The sequence below is a fragment of the Pseudarthrobacter sp. PS3-L1 genome (genome assembly GCF_030063285.1).
In the GTDB taxonomy this organism is placed as follows: domain Bacteria; phylum Actinomycetota; class Actinomycetes; order Actinomycetales; family Micrococcaceae; genus Arthrobacter.
On the sequence record NZ_JASISU010000004.1, the window covers coordinates 229,076 to 246,515 of the forward strand.

The 17,440-nt window shown below is 60.6% G+C and carries 15 protein-coding genes; 12 read left to right on the plus strand and 3 right to left on the minus strand.

What is annotated here, in order from left to right; genetic code table 11:
• Positions 1-26: 26 nt before the first annotated feature.
• Positions 27-1,283, minus strand: coding sequence for a D-inositol-3-phosphate glycosyltransferase (gene mshA / locus QMG79_RS12390; protein ID WP_283539251.1), 1,257 nt, complete (start codon positions 1,281-1,283; stop codon positions 27-29).
• 179 nt (positions 1,284-1,462) lie between these two features.
• Here mshA and alr point away from each other — a divergent pair, with 179 nt between their 5' ends.
• Genes alr through tsaD form a run of 5 tightly spaced genes read left to right on the plus strand, consistent with a single transcriptional unit; the run spans position 1,463 to position 5,646 of the window.
• Entirely contained in the window at positions 1,463-2,683 is a 1,221-nt protein-coding gene (gene alr / locus QMG79_RS12395; RefSeq protein WP_502934736.1) for an alanine racemase, read from the plus strand.
• Positions 2,684-2,727: 44 nt separating this feature from the next.
• Positions 2,728-3,336 (plus strand): tRNA (adenosine(37)-N6)-threonylcarbamoyltransferase complex ATPase subunit type 1 TsaE, encoded by a 609-nt coding sequence (gene tsaE / locus QMG79_RS12400; protein ID WP_283538905.1) that lies wholly within the window; start codon positions 2,728-2,730, stop codon positions 3,334-3,336.
• Complete coding sequence (gene tsaB / locus QMG79_RS12405; protein ID WP_283538906.1) at positions 3,330-4,001, plus strand: tRNA (adenosine(37)-N6)-threonylcarbamoyltransferase complex dimerization subunit type 1 TsaB; 672 nt, start codon at positions 3,330-3,332, stop codon at positions 3,999-4,001. The genes tsaE and tsaB overlap by 7 nt, the downstream gene beginning before the upstream one ends.
• A gap of 38 nt (positions 4,002-4,039) precedes the next feature.
• Positions 4,040-4,549 (plus strand): ribosomal protein S18-alanine N-acetyltransferase, encoded by a 510-nt coding sequence (rimI, locus tag QMG79_RS12410; protein WP_283539253.1) that lies wholly within the window; start codon positions 4,040-4,042, stop codon positions 4,547-4,549.
• Positions 4,546-5,646, plus strand: coding sequence for a tRNA (adenosine(37)-N6)-threonylcarbamoyltransferase complex transferase subunit TsaD (gene tsaD / locus QMG79_RS12415; protein ID WP_283538907.1), 1,101 nt, complete (start codon positions 4,546-4,548; stop codon positions 5,644-5,646). Before rimI ends, tsaD begins: the two co-directional genes overlap by 4 nt.
• Before the next feature lie 7 nt (positions 5,647-5,653).
• Here the strand turns inward: tsaD and QMG79_RS12420 are convergent, their stop codons facing one another.
• Positions 5,654-6,805, minus strand: a complete 1,152-nt coding sequence (locus QMG79_RS12420; RefSeq protein WP_283538908.1) for a glutamate--cysteine ligase — start codon at positions 6,803-6,805, stop codon at positions 5,654-5,656.
• Positions 6,806-7,000: 195 nt separating this feature from the next.
• Between QMG79_RS12420 and QMG79_RS12425 the strand changes: the two genes are divergently transcribed.
• A complete protein-coding gene (locus tag QMG79_RS12425; protein WP_283539254.1) occupies positions 7,001-7,105 on the plus strand; it encodes a ribosomal protein bL36 in 105 nt (34 codons plus the stop codon).
• 46 nt (positions 7,106-7,151) lie between these two features.
• Positions 7,152-7,973, plus strand: a complete 822-nt coding sequence (locus tag QMG79_RS12430; protein WP_283538909.1) for a shikimate 5-dehydrogenase — start codon at positions 7,152-7,154, stop codon at positions 7,971-7,973.
• Positions 7,974-7,983: 10 nt separating this feature from the next.
• On the opposite strand, the gene QMG79_RS12435 is transcribed toward QMG79_RS12430, so the two are convergent.
• Complete coding sequence (locus QMG79_RS12435; protein WP_283538910.1) at positions 7,984-9,213, minus strand: THUMP-like domain-containing protein; 1,230 nt, start codon at positions 9,211-9,213, stop codon at positions 7,984-7,986.
• Positions 9,214-9,499: 286 nt separating this feature from the next.
• On the opposite strand from QMG79_RS12435, the gene groES reads away from it, so the two are divergent.
• From groES to guaB, 5 genes are all read left to right on the plus strand, one after another.
• Positions 9,500-9,793 (plus strand): co-chaperone GroES, encoded by a 294-nt coding sequence (gene groES / locus QMG79_RS12440; protein ID WP_003805290.1) that lies wholly within the window; start codon positions 9,500-9,502, stop codon positions 9,791-9,793.
• Between the two features lie 76 nt (positions 9,794-9,869).
• On the plus strand, positions 9,870-11,480 hold the full coding sequence (gene groL, locus QMG79_RS12445) for a chaperonin GroEL (RefSeq protein WP_283538911.1): 1,611 nt from the start codon (positions 9,870-9,872) through the stop codon (positions 11,478-11,480).
• A gap of 128 nt (positions 11,481-11,608) precedes the next feature.
• Positions 11,609-13,669, plus strand: a complete 2,061-nt coding sequence (locus QMG79_RS12450; RefSeq protein WP_283539255.1) for an acyltransferase family protein — start codon at positions 11,609-11,611, stop codon at positions 13,667-13,669.
• Positions 13,666-15,723: an acyltransferase family protein gene (locus QMG79_RS12455; protein ID WP_283538912.1), complete on the plus strand. Its 2,058-nt coding sequence runs from the start codon at positions 13,666-13,668 to the stop codon at positions 15,721-15,723. Before QMG79_RS12450 ends, QMG79_RS12455 begins: the two co-directional genes overlap by 4 nt.
• A gap of 169 nt (positions 15,724-15,892) precedes the next feature.
• Positions 15,893-17,404: an IMP dehydrogenase gene (guaB, locus tag QMG79_RS12460; RefSeq protein ID WP_283538913.1), complete on the plus strand. Its 1,512-nt coding sequence runs from the start codon at positions 15,893-15,895 to the stop codon at positions 17,402-17,404.
• Positions 17,405-17,440 lie beyond the last annotated feature (36 nt).

Consider the following 17,440-nt stretch of genomic DNA (forward strand, 5'->3'; position numbering starts at 1 on the left):
GGAACGTGCGCACTGTTGAAAATGCTCTAGAAATGGGCAACCGGTATTCTGCCGTTGCCGATGAAGCTGGCAATGGCAGCGCGGTAACTGTCAGCGGTGATGGCTGCTGTGCGTTGCCATCCCGAACTTTGGGCTCGAGCGGCGGCCGCGCGTCCCATATCGTGCCGGGTTGCGGGGTCGTCAAGAAGAAGTTCCAACGCGTCAGCCCAATCCTCGGGCTGGTGCCCGGTGACGAGCAGTCCGGTTCGTTCGTGGCATACGGCCCGCGTCAGTCCGCCCACCCGCGTTGCCAGCACGGGTGTGCCACATGCTTGGGCCTCAAGGGCAACCAGGCCAAACGACTCACTGTAGGAGGGCATGACCACAACGTCTGCAGATCTGAACCAACGCGCTAGTTCGGTGGCACTGACGGGAGCAAGCTGACTGACGACGTCGTCAAGTTTTGATGCGCGGACCAGGGCAGGGAAATCGAAATCCCTGCTGCCGCTCTGTTCGCCCAGGACTGTTACCTGCAGATCCAGGCCGGGCCGACGCTCTCGCAGGAGTGCTGTTGCACTGAGCAGCACCTGGGGACCCTTCAACCGCTGGATCCTGCCAGCAAAGACCACATGGAATGTCGCAGGGGAGACCCCCCGCTCGCTCCTGGAACGTGAACGGAATGCTGGTGTGAAAACCTCAAGGTCGACCCCTGGAGGTGCAACGTCGATGTTCTCGGCGTCGGCGCCATAGTGGTCCGTCAGCTCGCCTGCCTCGGTCCCGGTATTGGCGATCAACCGCGTGGCGCCCTTCACGATGCTCAGCTCGCCAAGTTCCCGACGTCGGGGTTCAGGCTTCTCGTTCGGACCCAAGTGCAGGTTCTTGACTTTGGCCATGGTGTGCATGGTGTGTACCAGTGGAATATTCCAGAGCGAAGACAGCTCCACGCCAGCCATTCCCGACACCCAATAGTGCGAGTGAATAACGTCATACCGACCGTGAGGTTGCCGAGACCGGATTCGCTCAATCTCGGCGACCATGCTGCTGATCAGCGCCGGAAGCTCTTCCTTGGGCACTTTGCGTAACGGACCTGCAAAGACATTGTGGACGCAGACCCCAGGCGCGGGGTGTTCCTCTGCTGGCTGGTCTGCCGATGTGGCGCGGGTGAAGATCTCCACCTGGACCCCGGTGTCTGCAAGGGCCGCGGCCAGCTCGCGGACGTAGACGTTCATTCCGCCAGCGTCCCCCGATCCCGGCTGTTCCATGGGGGAGGTATGAAGGGACAGCAGTGCCACACGACGAATCATTGGCGCGCCAGGCTTTTCAGGCAAGGGCGCCCTTGTGGGGAAATCTCAAGATCTTGCATCGACTTAGACTTTACTCCCTGCAGGTGCACCCGGAATGCGGACAGATCGTGCGCAAGGTGCTCCCGCCATCCTCCAGCCATCGATTCAGCGGTGAGCGGCTGCGGCACTAGAATCGTGGGGTGACGTACGCAGCAGAAGACCCCCGGGGCGCTCTCCTTTCCGTAAGCGGGGATCCGGTTATCAGGCCCGAGCGTTCTGCCGTCATTGACCTGTCAGCCATCCAGCACAACATCCGTCGGTTGGCAGCCGTTGCCTCACCGGCCAAGGTCATGGCAGTAGTAAAGGCTGACGGTTATGGTCACGGAGCCATCCCCGCAGCCCGAGCTGCCCTAACAGCCGGTGCTACGTGGTTGGGCGTAGCCCATATTTCCGAGGCGCTGGCCTTGCGGGACGCTGGTATCGATGCACCACTGCTGGCCTGGCTCCACACGCCTGAATCCAATTTTGGTGCCGCGGTGGCTGCTGGCATAGACCTTGGCTGTTCGGGATGGGAGTTGGAACGGATTGCCACAGTGGCGAGGGATCAGGAGCGTCCCGCCCGCGTCCACCTGAAGATAGACACTGGCTTGGGACGCAACGGGGCAACTGCTGCCTCTTGGGACCGGTTGGTGGGCGAAGCAATGGAATACCAGGATCAGGGGCTGCTGCGCGTGGTCGGAATATTTTCGCATCTGGCCGTTGCCGACGAACCCCGCCGTCCTGAGACCGATCAGCAACTCGCAGCTTTTCGGGAGGCGCTTGCCACCGCCGAAGATGCTGGCGTCGATCCAGAAGTGCGGCACCTGGCCAACACGCCGGCAACGCTGTCCCGGCCGGACACCCACTTTGACCTGGTGCGGGTTGGGCTGGGCATGTACGGATTGTCCCCATTCTCGGACCAGACCTCCGCAGACCTTGGGCTTCAGCCAGCCATGTCACTGCGCACCGTCGTGGCGCAGTGCAAAGACGTCCCCAAGGACCAGGGTGTTTCCTACGGACTGCACTATCGGACTGCGGATGCCAGCACGCTGGGGCTCATTCCCCTGGGTTACGGGGATGGTATTCCCCGGGTAGCGTCTGGCGGACCGGTTCGGATAGCTGGCACCACCTATCCGGTTGTCGGCAGAATAGCCATGGACCAGATGGTCGTTGATTTAGGCGGTCACGCCGAGGGAGCGGACATCGCGGGCGTGGGGTCAGAGGTGGAGATTTTTGGGTCCGGAATGGCGGGCGGTCCCACTGCCGATGACTGGGCGCGTGCAGCTGGCACCATCAACTACGAAATAGTCACACGCATCAGTTCGCGCGTTCCCAGGGAATACGTCAATGACCAGGCCAAACCCGTTGTGGAGATGCAGTGAAGGCCACCGACCCGAATACTGGAATGAGAGGGGCAGGAACCCACATGGTCGACGCACGGTGGGAATGCTGTATTGAGGTGAATTCGGCCCAAGGGACGCATGACGTCGCCGCCCGGCTGGGAGAACAGCTCCAGGCCGGGGACCTGGTGGTTCTCGCCGGTGAGTTGGGTGCAGGGAAGACGACCCTGACCCAGGGGCTCGGTGTGGGCCTAGGCGTCCGCGCCGGAATCATCTCTCCCACGTTTGTTTTGGTCCGAATCCATCCGAACGTTCCTGACGGCCAGCGCCCTGGAGGACCGCCGCTGGTCCATGTTGATGCGTATCGGCTGGGGTCCGCGGCAGACATCGATGACATCGATCTGGAAGACACCCTCGATGCATCAGTCACTGTGGTGGAGTGGGGCCGTGGCCGGGTAGAGCACCTGAGCGCGAGTCGACTCGAAATAGACCTGCACCGAAGCGTCGGCTCCGGCGGGTCTGCTGTGGCTGGCACTGCTGGGGCAGCAGATGCGCCTGCCGTCCTCGACTTCTCGGACGGTGACCCTGATGAGCCGCGCAGCTTGGTCCTGCGGGGGTTTGGCCCTCGGTGGCCTGAGCCGCCGTCGCTTCCGGGTGTCCGTGTGTCTTCCGGGAAGGGGAACCCAGCATGCTGATCCTTGCCATCGATACCTCTGCGGTTGCCAGCGCGGCGCTGCTTTCTGATGATCGGGCCGCTGGCTTGGACTCATCATTTGCCACCTCGGATACCCGGAGCCATGCTGAGGTCCTTGTGCCGGGGATCCACGACTTGATGACAGCCCACAACGTGGGCGCCGAGGCTATAAACGCGATTGTTGTGGGTGTGGGTCCTGGGCCGTTCACGGGGCTTCGCTCTGGGATTGCAACTGCGCGGACCCTTGCCTACGTCTGGAACAAGCCCCTGTACGGTGTCATGAGCCTAGACGCTGTGGCACTGCAGGTTGCTGAATCGGAGGCAGCTGTCCCTGAATTTGCGGTCGCCACCGATGCGAGGCGCAAGGAGGTCTACTGGGCGACCTACCGGCTGGATGCCGATCTTCGCCCGCACCTTGCGGAAGGACCCTATGTAGGTCCGGCGAAGGATCTACCGGCGCTGCAGGTGTTTGGGGCGGGCGCTGGCCTCTACGCCGACGACCTACTGGCCCATCCTGATTTTTGCAGGGTGCAGCCAGATGCGCTGCACCTTGGCCGCAGTGCCCTGGCCCGCCTGCTGGCAAGCGAACCCCTGCTCGATTCCACACCGCTGTATCTGCGCGAGTCCGATGCTCAGGTACCTGGTCCCCGGAAGCGCGCGCTGTGAGTGCGCTGACAGTGCCAGCCGGCATTGAACTCAGGAGCATGACCGAGGCGGATATTCCTGCTGTGCATGCACTGGAGGTGGACCTCTTTCCGGTGGATGCGTGGCCTCTCCAGATGTTCTTCGATGAACTCATGCAGACGCAAACGCGCCACTACATCGTGGCTTGGGAGGGGGCGCGGATTGTGGGTTACGCAGGACTCATGTGCATTGAACCAATTGCCGATGTCCAGACCATTGCTGTACGCCCCGACGTCGAGGGCAGAGGAATCGGCTCGGCACTGCTGACGGCACTTATCGACGCCGCGGCAGACCGTCGCGCTGCTGATGTCCTGTTGGAAGTGCGGGCAGACAATCCTCGGGCTCAGGCGCTGTACGTCCGTTTTGGGTTTGAACAGATCCACATCCGTCAGCGCTACTACAGGGACGGCGTCGATGCATTGATTATGCGTCTGTCTCTTGCTGACGGCGGCATGGCTGACCATGCAGCGGAGCTTCCCGTGAGAGACGAGAGCACAAACAGCCAGCAGGAAGGCGTAACTCGCCCATGAATACCCGCGAACCCCTGGTGCTGGGAATCGAGTCATCCTGCGACGAGACTGGAGTCGGGATTGTCCGGGGAACAACCCTGCTGACGAACACGGTTTCCTCATCCATGGCTGAGCATGTCCGTTTCGGCGGAGTCATCCCAGAAATTGCGTCCCGGGCACACCTTGATGCCTTTGTGCCCACTCTTGATGCGGCCCTCCACTCAGCCAACGTCACCCTCTCGGAGCTGGACGCGATTGCCGTAACGTCAGGACCGGGCCTGGCAGGAGCGCTCATGGTAGGTGTATGCGCCGCCAAGGCGTTGGCCTTGGCTAGCGGCAAGCCGCTGTACGCCATCAACCACCTGGTGGCACACGTGGGTGTTGGCGTGCTCCAGGACCCGAGCCCTTCGGGTGGCCTACGGGAGGCGGGGCTTCCCACTAATCTTGGGGCTCTTCTTGTGTCCGGCGGTCATACGGAGATCCTCAAGGTGGAAAGGTTGACGGACTCGGTCCAGCTTCTGGGCTCCACCATTGATGACGCAGCAGGTGAGGCTTACGACAAAGTGGCGCGCATCCTTGGCCTGGGCTATCCGGGTGGTCCTGCAATCGACACGCTGGCAAGAACGGGCAACGCGAAAGCCATCAGATTCCCTCGAGGGTTGAGCCAGCCCAAATTTATGGGTTCGGTGGAAGAGCCCGGTCCGCACCGTTACGACTGGTCGTTCAGCGGCCTGAAAACTGCTGTGGCACGGTGCGTAGAGCAGTTTGAGGCGCAGTCGCTGGAGGTTCCTGTGGCTGACATTGCTGCTGCCTTCCAGGAGGCTGTCGTGGATATCATCACGTCCAAAGCTGTCCTGGCCTGCCGGGAACATGGCATCAGTCATGTGTTGCTGGGCGGCGGCGTGGCAGCAAACTCGAGGCTCAGGCACGTGGCGGAGCAACGGTTCTCAGCGGCCGGAATCACGCTTCGGGTGCCTGCCCTGGACCTGTGCACGGATAACGGTGCGATGGTCGCTGCCCTGGGCGCGCAACTGGTCATGGCGGGGGCTAAACCCAGCGGCCTAGACTTTGCCACAGATCCATCCATGCCTGTGGCAACTGTTTCAGTGGCAGGCTAGGCCGAGCCTATGCGGTGGGGCCCTTGCGCATCTGCTGGACCAAATCGAGGACCACTGACTGTAGATTGCCGTTGTTTTCCTGGGCCACGCGACGTTGCCGCTGGTAGCCGGCACCGCGGCGGATGATGCTCTCCACGTCGGACAGCTCTGCCGAACAGCCCAGCTTTGCTGCCGTCGGTTCGAGCCTGTTGAGGGTTTCCATGAGGTGATCGGTGACCAGTTGCTCCGTACCCTTGGCATCGAGGATGATGATGGCGTCAAGGCCGTAGCGCGCAGCGCGCCACTTGTTTTCCTGGATGTGCCACGGTGGCATGGTCGGGATGGTGCCGCCGTCGTCGAGGACCCCTGAGAACTCGTCGACGAGGCATTGCGTCAGTGCTGCGATGGCACCAACCTCTTCGAGTGTGGCGAGACCGTCACAGATGCGCATTTCCACGGTGCCGAGTGCCGGTACCGGGCGGATGTCCCAGCGGATCTCGGAGATTGAGTCGATGACGCCAGTGGTGAACATGTCCTGGACGTACGATTCGTAGTCGTTCCACGTGGCGAATTGGAAAGGCAACCCAGCCGTGGGCAACTGCTGGAACATCAGTGCGCGGTGGCTGGCGTACCCGGTGTCTTCACCACTCCAGAAGGGGCTCGAGGCGGAGAGTGCCTGGAAGTGCGGAAAGTAATTGACCAGGCCATCGACTACCGGGAGCGCCTTGTCCCGGTGGTCCAGCCCGACGTGGACGTGTACGCCATAGATGACCATCTGGCGGCCCCACCACTGGGTCCGGTCAATGAGCTTTGCGTAGCGTTCCTTGTCCGTGACAGGCTGAAGCTGGGGCGGGCTAAAGGGGTGGCTCCCCGCCGAAAACACTTCCACGCCCATGGGGTCAGTGATTTCCCGGACCGCGGACAGGGAGCGGTTGAGGTCCTCTTTTGCTTCGGCTGGTGTCTGGCAGATCCCCGTCACCAACTCGACAGTGTTGAGGAGGAGTTCCTGCTTGATGTGGGGGTGTTCTTCATCGTCCCGCAGCTCTGGATGCTTGCTGGCGACTCCCCGGAGTACCTCATTGGCTACCGAGGCGAGCTCTCCGGACGTGCCGTCGACGAGCGCGAGTTCCCACTCCACACCAAGAGTCGACTGCTTCGATGAAGCGAAATCAATCTTCATGGGTTCCCTACCTGTTCCTATGGTCCGCCGCCAGTCGTATCCAGCACAGGTGCAGCGTTCAGGGGTCGGGCTTCTCAAGTGTAATGCAGGGGTAGCGTCCCCATGATGACCAGGAGAGGGACACCCTCACGGACAGAGCTGGCACATCATTACTAAAGATAATGAAAGAAGGACCATCATGAAGGTAAAGATTGCCTGCGGGCTCTCGCAAAAGTTCCTGGAGCGCAGGTTGTGCATCGCAGGGGACGAATATTTGTTACTAACAAGAGCAACCCCCGGATGAAAGCACGGCAGGGTTAACCCAGCTAACGCGGCTACCAGAGCTGGATCAGGGTTAAATGGGGGAGTGCCTATCCTCAATAAAGATATGACCCTCTGCATCTCGCTGTCTGCGCGCCCCAGCAACAATGGGACGCGGTTCCACAATCACCTGTACGGGCAGTTGGATCTCAATTGGATTTACAAGGCCTTCGCACCCACTGATCTGGCGCTTGCTATTGCGGGCATGCGGGGCCTTGGTATTCGGGGTTGTGCCGTTTCCATGCCGTTCAAGGAAGACGTAATCGCCCTTGTTGATGAGCTGGACACCTCGGCGCTCGCCATTGATTCGGTGAATACAATCGTCAACAACAACGGCCGATTGACTGCCTACAACACCGATTACACGGCCATTGAGGTGCTCTTGGCGGCACATGCCATTCCCCTGGAATCCACAGTCCAGGTCAAAGGCTCCGGGGGAATGGCGAAAGCCACCGTGGCTGCCCTCCGGGATGCGGGGTTCACCAAGGTCACCATCATTGCCCGCAATGAGCTCGCCGGTATGGCGTTGGCCAGCCAGTACGGGTTTGCCTGGTCTCCTGAAGACAGCGGCGAGACTGCGGACCTCATCATCAATGTCACTCCGATAGGAATGGCCGGGGGCGCGGGCGAAGACGAGTTGTCATTTTCCAAAGCGTCCATTGAAGCTGCAGCTGTGGTATTCGACGTGGTCGCCCTGCCCGCTGAGACTCCATTGGTTCGTGCCGCCAGGGCTGCCGGAAAGCCGGTGATCACAGGAGCCGAAGTGGCTACGATCCAGGCACTTGAACAGTTTGTGCTGTACACCGGGATCCGTCCGACGCCAGACCAGGTTGCCGAAGCTGAACGGATTACTCGCAGCGATTCCTAGTGACGTGCCCCTAATCCGCTGGCTGGGGTTCCACCACGATGGCAACGCGTTCTGTTCCAATCCTGGTTAGGACCAGAGTCGCTGTTGCCTTCGATGATTTCAGTGAAACACCACTGAGGAGTTGGCTTCTGAGCTCCTCAGGAGTGGTGGCAACTCCACGCTTCTTGATGTCCAGCACCCCGACGCCGTTGTCCTTGACCCAACGCTTGAGGACCTTGACATTGAGTGGGAGCACCTCGAGGACTCGATACGCGCGGGCAAAAGGAGTGTCAACCAGCTCGTCTGCGCAAATGTAGGCAATGTGTTCATCAACAAGATGACCTTTGAGGTTCAACGCCAGGTCCGCGACGAGTCCTGCGCGGATGACTGCGCCGTCTGGTTCGTAGAGAAACCCCTGGATTGTGCCAACGGGAGCCGCCGGGCCGCCGTCGAAATCTGCTGCACTAGTGAGTTCCACGGCACCCCGGTTTCCTAGCAGGAGGGCTGCTCGGCGGATATCGGGACGCTTGAGCGCGTTGAACCACAGGGCCACTTCGGTGACATCGCCATTAACAGACACCCACTGGGCCTCGCAGTGTGCAGGGACGGCGTCGTGCGGCATGCCCGGTCCCATCTTGACACCAACGGCCTTGCCGCCTGCAGCGAGCGAAGTAACGAAGGACAGGGGAGGGGAGAAAGCCTCGGGATCCCAAATCCTTGCGGTGCCTGAACTGGACGTTGTGCGCCGGGCCGGATCAAGCCAGATGCCATCGATGTTTTCCAGGTCCGCCTGTTCGGCATCGCCGTGAACCACTGTTGCCTGGGGGAACGGAATAAGGTTAACGGTCGCGCACGCTGCGGTCAGTTCGTCGCGTTCGACGGCGGTGACCGCCACGTCCAGCGAGGCAAAAGCGAGTGAATCCGCACCAAGCCCGCAGCCGAGGTCTGCCACATGCTTGATTCCGGCCCGGACAAACCGGTCGGCATGCCGGGCGGCAACGGAGAGCCTCGTGGCCTGTTCAAGCCCAGCTTGGGTGAAGAGCATTTCGCGGGCAAATTCACCGAACTTCGCTTCTGCCCTGGTACGCAACCGGGACTGGGTGAGAACGGCGGAAACCAGCTCTGGGCGGTGCCCTGCTTTCCGGAGCGAATTGTTCAGGGCAAATGCATCAGCGTCTCGGTAGGGCCCCAGTGAGTTGAGAAGGTCCCATCCTTCGGCAGTCAGCAAAAGGGCAATCTGATCCTGGGATTCGGCAGCCATGCCTTCAACAGTAGTCCAGCGTGCCCGGGCCATCGCGCCGTTGCCGTGCATGCTCCCGGGGCAGGCCTGGTGTGGGTAGCCCGTGTTCGCCCGTGAAGAATAGTTAGCACTCGCCTTGACCGAGTGCTAACCCTTACATAGAGTCTTGATTAGCACTCCACCCCGGTGGGTGCTAACCATTGAGTTCCGCCAGCCATGCGCTGCGGCCGGCACCGCGACGACGGTCGCTCAGCCAGGCAGGCGGCCTCAAAGTCCATAATTTTGCTGACGTAAAGGAGAGGTCCGAGTGTCGGTCTCTATTAAGCCTCTTGAGGATCGTATTGTTGTCCGCCCGCTCGAAGCAGAGCAGACCACGGCTTCCGGCCTGGTTATCCCGGACTCCGCACAGGAGAAGCCCCAGGAAGGCGAAGTTGTAGCAGTTGGCCCCGGCCGCTTCGAAGACGGTAACCGCGTTCCTGTCGACGTAGCCGTTGGCGACGTTGTCATCTACTCCAAGTACGGCGGAACCGAAGTCAAGACTGGCGGAACCGAGTACCTCGTTCTGTCCGCCCGCGACGTCCTGGCGATCGTCGTAAAGTAACTTTTTGAACCCCGCGCGGCTGGTCACGTATTTCGTTGATCCGCCGCGTGGGGTTCTGTCTTGAAAGGACACCATCATGGCAAAGCAGCTTGCGTTTAACGACGCTGCCCGCCGGTCGCTTGAGGCCGGTATCGACAAGCTCGCCAACACCGTCAAGGTGACGCTCGGCCCCCGCGGTCGCAACGTCGTCCTGGACAAAAAATGGGGCGCTCCCACCATCACCAATGACGGCGTCACCATTGCCCGTGAAGTTGAGCTTGACGATCCCTACGAGAACCTTGGCGCCCAGCTGGCCAAGGAAGTAGCCACCAAGACCAACGATGTTGCTGGCGACGGCACCACCACCGCCACGGTACTGGCGCAGGCCTTGGTCAAGGAGGGTCTGCGCAATGTTGCTGCCGGCGCTGCTCCGGGCCAGATCAAGCGTGGCATTGAGGTTTCCGTAGAAGCCGTTGCCGCTCGCCTGTTGGACAATGCCCGTCCAGTCGAGGGCACCCAGGTTGCCAATGTTGCCTCCATTTCTGCGCAGAGCGACGAAGTGGGCGAACTCTTGGCCGAGGCGTTCGGCAAGGTTGGCAAGGATGGTGTGATCACCATTGAAGAGTCCTCCACCACGCAGACTGAGCTGGTCCTCACCGAGGGTATGCAGTTCGACAAGGGCTACCTGTCGCCGTACTTCGTCACCGACGCGGAGCGCCAGGAAGCAGTCCTCGAAGATGCCCTGATCCTGATCAACCAGGGCAAGATTTCCTCGGTTCAGGACTTCCTGCCGCTGCTGGAAAAGGCGCTGCAGAGCTCTAAGCCGCTGTTCATCATTGCTGAGGACGTTGATGGTGAGGCTCTCTCGACACTGATTGTCAACCGCATCCGCGGCACCCTGAACGTTGTTGCCGTCAAGGCGCCTGGCTTTGGAGACCGTCGCAAGGCCATGCTGCAGGACATTGCCACCCTTACGGGCGCGCAGGTCGTTTCTCCAGAGCTCGGACTGAGCCTGGATTCCGTAGGCCTTGAGGTGTTGGGAACGGCTCGCCGTATCACTGTCACCAAGGACAACACCACCATCGTTGATGGTGCAGGATCGGCTGAAGATGTTGCAGCACGTGTCGCGCAGCTTCGTGCCGAGCTGACCCGCACCGACTCTGACTGGGACAAGGAAAAGCTGCAGGAGCGTCTTGCCAAGCTGGCTGGTGGCATTGGTGTCATCAAGGTTGGTGCTGCCACCGAGGTTGAGCTCAAGGAGAAGAAGCACCGCATTGAAGATGCTGTTTCTTCAACGCGTGCAGCCCTTGAAGAAGGCATCGTTTCAGGCGGCGGCTCTGCGCTGATCCATGCGCTCAAGGCGCTGGATGAAGATCCAGCCGTCAAGGCGCTCGAGGGTGATGCTGCAGCTGCGGTGGGAATTGTCCGCCGTGCGCTGACTCAGCCGCTGCGTTGGATTGCCCAGAACGCTGGCTTCGACGGATATGTTGTTGTCGCCAAGGTCGGCGAACTGGCCGCCAATCATGGTTTCAACGCCAAGACCGGCGAGTACGAGGATCTCATCGCGGCGGGCGTCATTGACCCCGTCAAGGTGACCCGAGCTGCTCTCCGCAACGCTGCCTCCATCGCCGCGCTGGTCCTGACCACTGAAACGTTGGTCGTGGAAAAGCCCGCCGAAGAAGACGAGCACGCAGGCCATAGCCACTGATTCATTGCATCATCCGAAGAGCCGGACCCGCTGTGCGGGGCCGGCTCTTTCGCTTTGCTGCGCCGAATGCTCTCGATATCGCGTAATATTAAACATTTGGTTCGGGGTAGCAGGAAAGTGAGTATGTGATGTCGAGAGCGCTTTCAGCGCCCCCCAGGCCATCCCAGGCTGCTCCCAGTCCCCGGAAGTCGACGTTCCGCCCAGAGATCCAGGGGCTGCGTTCACTCGCAGTGCTCATGGTTGTTACCTACCATGTCTGGTTCGGCCGAGTCTCGGGCGGTGTGGACGTTTTCCTCCTCATTTCTGCCTTCCTGATGACGCTGCAGTTCGTGTCCAAGTTCGACCAAAAACGTCCGATGGGACTTTTTCGGCACTGGCTGCACCTGTTCCGCCGTCTTTTGCCAGCTGCTGTCACAGTCATCGTTGCGGTCGTCGTGGCGAGCTATCTCTTTCTCCCGCGGACCCGATGGCTGGACATCATTGACCAGGGTTGGGCGTCGCTGTTCTATATACAGAACCGCTTGTTACAGGCCGAAGCCGTTGACTACTATGCGATGGACCACAGCCTCGCGAGCCCACTCCAGCATTTCTGGTCGCTGTCCATTCAAGGGCAGGTCTTCATCCTGTGGCCCATTATTTTCGCCGCCTGCGCATGGGTGTCCCGCCGCTATGTGCTGTACTACCGGCGCCTGCTGACGTTCGTTTTTGGCGCGGTCTTTGTTGTGTCTTTGGCCTACTCCATATTTTTCACGGTTGTTAACCAGTCCCAGGCCTATTTTGATACCGGGGCCCGGCTGTGGGAATTTGCCCTGGGTACGATGGTGGCGCTTTTTCTGCCGGGCCTGAAGCTCTCCCAAAATGTCAGGATCGCCCTGGGATGGTTCGGCGTGGTGGCAATGCTCAGTTGCGGCATTCTCCTGAACGTCGAGGCTGCCTTTCCGGGGATCGCGGCACTGTGGCCCACACTTGCTGCCGCTGCTGTGATCGCTGCAGGGCAGACGGGAAGCCGGTTCGGGGTTGACCGGATCCTCAGTTCGCGATTCCTAGTTCGTCTGGGGGACAATTCATATGCCCTGTATCTCTGGCACTGGCCCCTGTTGGTCATTGGCCTGTCCGTCAGCGGAAAAGACCATGCTGGTTGGCTGTCCGGATCCGTCATCATCGGGACTGCACTGCTGTTGGCTTTCCTGACCACGCGTTTCATCGAAAAACCCTGGCGGGAATGGAAATGGCCTGAGGTCAGACGTCGGCGCGCAGCCATTGCCATAGTCGCTGCACTGAGTGTGGCAATCATTCCCCTCTCCGGGTGGCAGCTGCAGGTCGAATCAGAGCGTCGTGAGGCGCAGTCGCAGGCGTGGGTCAACAACCCGGGAGCGCGCGTCCTCGACCCGACTTTCCTCGGCGATGAACCAGCAGATGAGGCCACACTGCTGCCCGCTGCAGCAGATTTATCCAAGGACTGGGTAACGCTGGACGGCGCATGTACTGACGAGTTGGTTCCGGCGTCGAAAGCCCTTCGTGGAGCCTGTTCGGAGCAGCGCCCCTCGGGCATCCCAACCCGCAGTGTGCTGGTCTTGGGAGACAGCCACGCCCAGCAGTGGTCCGGTGCACTGAAATCGGTAGCCAAAGCCAACAACTGGCTGTTGTATTCCATTCTCAAAGGTGGCTGTAAAGTGACGCCCGAGGGGATGGCATCGAACGCTGAGTGCGAGGAGTTCAACGCGGAGGTTCGCGAGGAAGTGACCCGTCAACGCCCTGACGCGATTGTTGCCATCGGAACTGCTGCGGTTCCTTCTGGTCCTGGAGAGGAACTCACTCCCGGATTTCGCTTGCAGGTCGGTTCTTGGCTGGACAGTGACTTTGATGTTGTCGCTCTGCGCGACAACCCGCGTTTCAGCTTCAATATGGCCGAGTGTGTAGTCCGCCAGGGGCCCGAATCGTCCTCCTGTCGTCCGCCCGTGGAAGATAACCTTCGGGCGGACAGTCCTTTCGGCCCCATGGCTGGGGAAGAGTTGCCAGGCCTGCATCTTGTGGACATGACGGACAGACTCTGCACGGACGGGGTCTGTCCCGGCGTCATTGGCAATGTTTTTGTTTACCTGGATGACAACCATTTGAGTGCCACGTACGCCGCAAGCATGGCCGAAGAACTTGGCCGGCGAATCATCGCGTCCACAGGGTGGCAATGAACATCAATGCCGTGACGCGGAACGCAAATGTGGCACGTGGGGGCTTTCGTCCGGAGCTCCAGGGCCTGCGGGCGCTGGCCGTTCTGCTGGTTGTTAGCTATCACGTCTGGTTGGGTCGCGTTTCTGGCGGAGTTGATGTATTCCTCCTGATTTCCGCGTTCCTGATGACGCTGTCCTTCGTTCGCAGAGTCAATTCAGGAGGAAGCCTCAACCTTTTCAGGCATTGGCTGCACGTCTTCAAGCGGCTGCTTCCAGCGGCAGTGGTGGTAATCCTTTCTGTGCTGGCAGGAACGGCAGTTGTACTCCAGCCCAGCCGGTGGCAAGCAATTCTGGACCAGGCGTGGGCAACCCTGTTCTACGTCCAGAACTGGCTCCTGGCCGCGACAGCGGTTGACTATTACGCTCAGGACCATGCCCGGGCAAGCCCACTCCAGCACTTCTGGTCACTGTCCATCCAAGGGCAGGTCTTCATTCTCTGGCCCATTATTTTTGTCGCCGCAGCATATGCGCTGAAAGCACTGCGGAAGCGGAACTGGGTTCCGGAGCAGTTCGGATACAGCGGCTTGTTGGCAGTCATCTTCGGATCCATTTTTGCTTCGTCACTGGCTTTTTCCATCCAGCAGACGTCAACCAACCAATCTTTTGCCTACTTCGACACTCGCACCCGCCTTTGGGAGTTCGCTTTGGGAACCCTCCTGGCACTGGCGGTCCCGCACCTCAATCCAGGCAAGGCCGTGAGGGTTTTTCTCGGCTGGATTGGCCTGGCAGCCATCGTGTCCTGTGGCCTGGTCCTGAGCGTTGACAGCGCATTTCCGGGCTTCATCGCCCTGTGGCCAACACTTGCGGCTGCGGCAGTCATCATTGCCGGACAGTCGGGTAGCCGTGTGGGTGTGGATCGGCTCCTGACGTGGAAACCCCTGATGAGGTTGGGTGATGTCTCCTACGCCCTCTATCTATGGCATTGGCCGATTCTCGTGTTGTGGCTGGCCTGGACTGGCCTTCGCTCACCCACCCTCGTTCAGGGGTTGTTTTTAGTGGGTATTGCCCTGTCTCTCAGTTTCCTTACCGTCCGCTTTATCGAGAAACCGCTGGGCGCCTGGCACTGGCCGCAGCAGCGGACCCGGCGAAGCGCCGTCGTCGTGCTTGCTTGTGGAGCCCTGCTGGCTGGTCCCGTCGCAGTCTGGCAGAGCAGCCTCGTGGCTGAGGAGCGGGCTGTTGCGGCACAGCCCAGCGACCTTATCCCTGGTGCGGCGGCTATCGGCCCCAACAGCACCGCTATCGAGGTCCCCGAGGCGCGGCTGGTGCCAGCGCCGGCTGCGCTCGAGAATGAATGGTTTTTCCTGGATCAGCAATGCAGTGATGAGGCGGTTCCGGTGGATGATCTCCTGAAAGATTGCCGCCAGACCAGCCAGGCGGAGCACGTAGCGAAGCGGATTGTTGTCCTGGGGGATTCGCACGCACAGCAGTTCATGGCTGCACTGGAGCCCATTGCCCAAGAACGCGGCTGGGAGGTTATTTCGTTGCTTCGCGGCAGTTGCCGGTTTGGTGCCCAGTCGGAATCGCGGGATCAGGACTGCAACGCCTTCAACCGTGCAAGTTCCAACTACGTCCTGGACCAGCGTCCGGATGCCGTGTTCACGGTTGCGACCATGACGCACGCAGAAGAGCCATACGAAACTGCGGTGGATGGCTATCTCGAAGGAGTCCGGCCCTTCTCCGACGCTGGTATCGATGTGGTGGGTATCCGGGACAATCCACGCTTCGATTTCAGCATGGCTGAATGCGTTTTGGACCAAGGCCCGGAAGCAGAGGCATGCAACCCGTCCATCGAGGAATCGCTCGCGGCGGTCTCGCCTCTGGAGGAGTTCCACGACACCCTTGAGAACCTGTCACTGATGGATATGAGTGATTTTTTCTGCGCGGAGGGTGTCTGTCCTGCGGTCGTGGGAAATATTTTTGTCTACAAGGATGACAGCCATTTGACCAAGAGCTATGTCGAAAGCATGGTTCCCATGTTCCGGGAGCGGCTCCTCGCGGCCACGGGCTGGCAGTAGGCGCAACACAATCGTGCCCTTGCTCACATTGGCCGCACGGAATAGGGGGATCCGGTGCGAGGTTCTAATATTTACTCAACACTTCTGCACAGGCCAGACCCGTAATTACGGGCTGGTCATCGGCTGCAACCCCTACCCGTGATCCCTGCAAAAGGTAAGAGGCGCACTCATGACCGAGCCCGAACACAACCCCTTCGCCCTCATCGGGCTGACGTACGACGACGTCCTGCTTCTGCCAGGGCACACGAACGTCATTCCGTCCGAGGCAGACACCTCATCCAGGATCTCCAAACGCATTACCGTCCAGACGCCGCTTCTTTCCGCGGCGATGGACACCGTCACAGAGTCCCGCATGGCCATCGCCATGGCCCGCCAGGGCGGTTTGGGCGTCGTGCACCGCAATCTGTCCATTGCAGACCAAGCGGATCAGGTTGACCGGGTCAAACGCAGCGAATCCGGCATGATCACCAACCCGCTGACCATTCGCCCGGACGCCACCCTGCGTGAACTTGATGACCTGTGCGCCCACTACAGGGTTTCTGGACTTCCCGTGGTGGATGAAGAGAACCGGCTTCTGGGCATCTGTACCAACCGTGACACCCGGTTTGTGCCGGACGCCGATTTCCCCATTCGCCTCGTCAGCGACGTCATGACCAAAATGCCGCTCGTGACCGGGCATGTTGGCATCAGTCGCGAAGAAGCTTCACACAAGCTGGCAACGAACAAGATTGAAAAGCTCCCGCTGGTGGACGAACAGGGTCGGCTTAAGGGCCTGATTACCACGAAGGATTTCACCAAAGCAGAGCAGTATCCGCTCGCCACCAAGGATGACGAGGGCCGCCTCCGGGTGGGTGCGGCCATCGGATTCTTCGGTGATGGCTGGGACCGGGCTGTAGCCCTGGTTGAAGCGGGCGTGGACGCTTTGTTCGTGGATACCGCCAACGGTCATTCCCAGGGCGTGTTGGATATGATCCAACGGCTCAAGTCCGACCCTGCATTTGCGCATGTGGACATCATCGGCGGACAGGCCGCTACCCGGGAGGGCGCGCAGGCGCTGATCGATGCTGGAGCGGATGGCATCAAGGTGGGTGTCGGTCCCGGGTCCATCTGCACCACCCGCGTGGTGGCTGGAGTAGGAGTTCCGCAGATCACCGCCATCCACGAATCCTCCAAGGCAGCCATTCCGGCGGGCGTTCCGCTGATCGCCGACGGCGGCCTCCAGTACTCGGGCGACATCGGCAAGGCGCTGGTCGCCGGCGCCGACACGGTCATGTTGGGCTCGCTGCTGGCAGGCTGCGACGAGTCCCCGGGCGATCTGATCTTCGTTAATGGCAAGCAGTTCAAGCTCTACCGCGGCATGGGTTCGCTCGGCGCCATGCAGTCCCGTGGCCAGAATACGTCGTACTCCAAGGACAGGTACTTCCAGGCTGATGTTTCCGGCGATGACAAATTGATCCCGGAGGGTATCGAAGGCCGGGTGGCCTACCGCGGCCCCCTGGCTTCAGTAGCCCACCAGCTGGTTGGTGGCTTGCGCCAGACCATGTTCTACACGGGCGCCCCCACCATCCCCGAGCTCAAGGTCCGCGGAAAGTTCGTCCGCATCACAGCCGCCGGCCTGAAGGAATCCCACCCGCACGACATCCAGATGACAGTCGAGGCGCCCAACTACGGTTCACGCTGACGATCAAGCCCAGGTGGCACGGCACTAGGATGGCCC

Excerpts from the sequence above, each read along its gene's own strand:
- mshA (WP_283539251.1), bottom strand. The coding sequence starts at position 1,283 with ATGATTCGTCGTGTGGCACTGCTGTCCCTTCATACCTCCCCCATGGAA.
- tsaD (WP_283538907.1), top strand. The coding sequence starts at position 4,546 with ATGAATACCCGCGAACCCCTGGTGCTGGGAATCGAGTCATCCTGCGAC.
- tsaB (WP_283538906.1), top strand. The coding sequence starts at position 3,330 with ATGCTGATCCTTGCCATCGATACCTCTGCGGTTGCCAGCGCGGCGCTG.
- rimI (WP_283539253.1), top strand. The coding sequence starts at position 4,040 with ATGACCGAGGCGGATATTCCTGCTGTGCATGCACTGGAGGTGGACCTC.
- QMG79_RS12450 (WP_283539255.1), top strand. The coding sequence starts at position 11,609 with ATGTCGAGAGCGCTTTCAGCGCCCCCCAGGCCATCCCAGGCTGCTCCC.
- QMG79_RS12435 (WP_283538910.1), bottom strand. The coding sequence starts at position 9,213 with ATGGCTGCCGAATCCCAGGATCAGATTGCCCTTTTGCTGACTGCCGAA.
- QMG79_RS12455 (WP_283538912.1), top strand. The coding sequence starts at position 13,666 with ATGAACATCAATGCCGTGACGCGGAACGCAAATGTGGCACGTGGGGGC.
- QMG79_RS12420 (WP_283538908.1), bottom strand. The coding sequence starts at position 6,805 with ATGAAGATTGATTTCGCTTCATCGAAGCAGTCGACTCTTGGTGTGGAG.
- guaB (WP_283538913.1), top strand. The coding sequence starts at position 15,893 with ATGACCGAGCCCGAACACAACCCCTTCGCCCTCATCGGGCTGACGTAC.
- tsaE (WP_283538905.1), top strand. The coding sequence starts at position 2,728 with ATGGTCGACGCACGGTGGGAATGCTGTATTGAGGTGAATTCGGCCCAA.
- groL (WP_283538911.1), top strand. The coding sequence starts at position 9,870 with ATGGCAAAGCAGCTTGCGTTTAACGACGCTGCCCGCCGGTCGCTTGAG.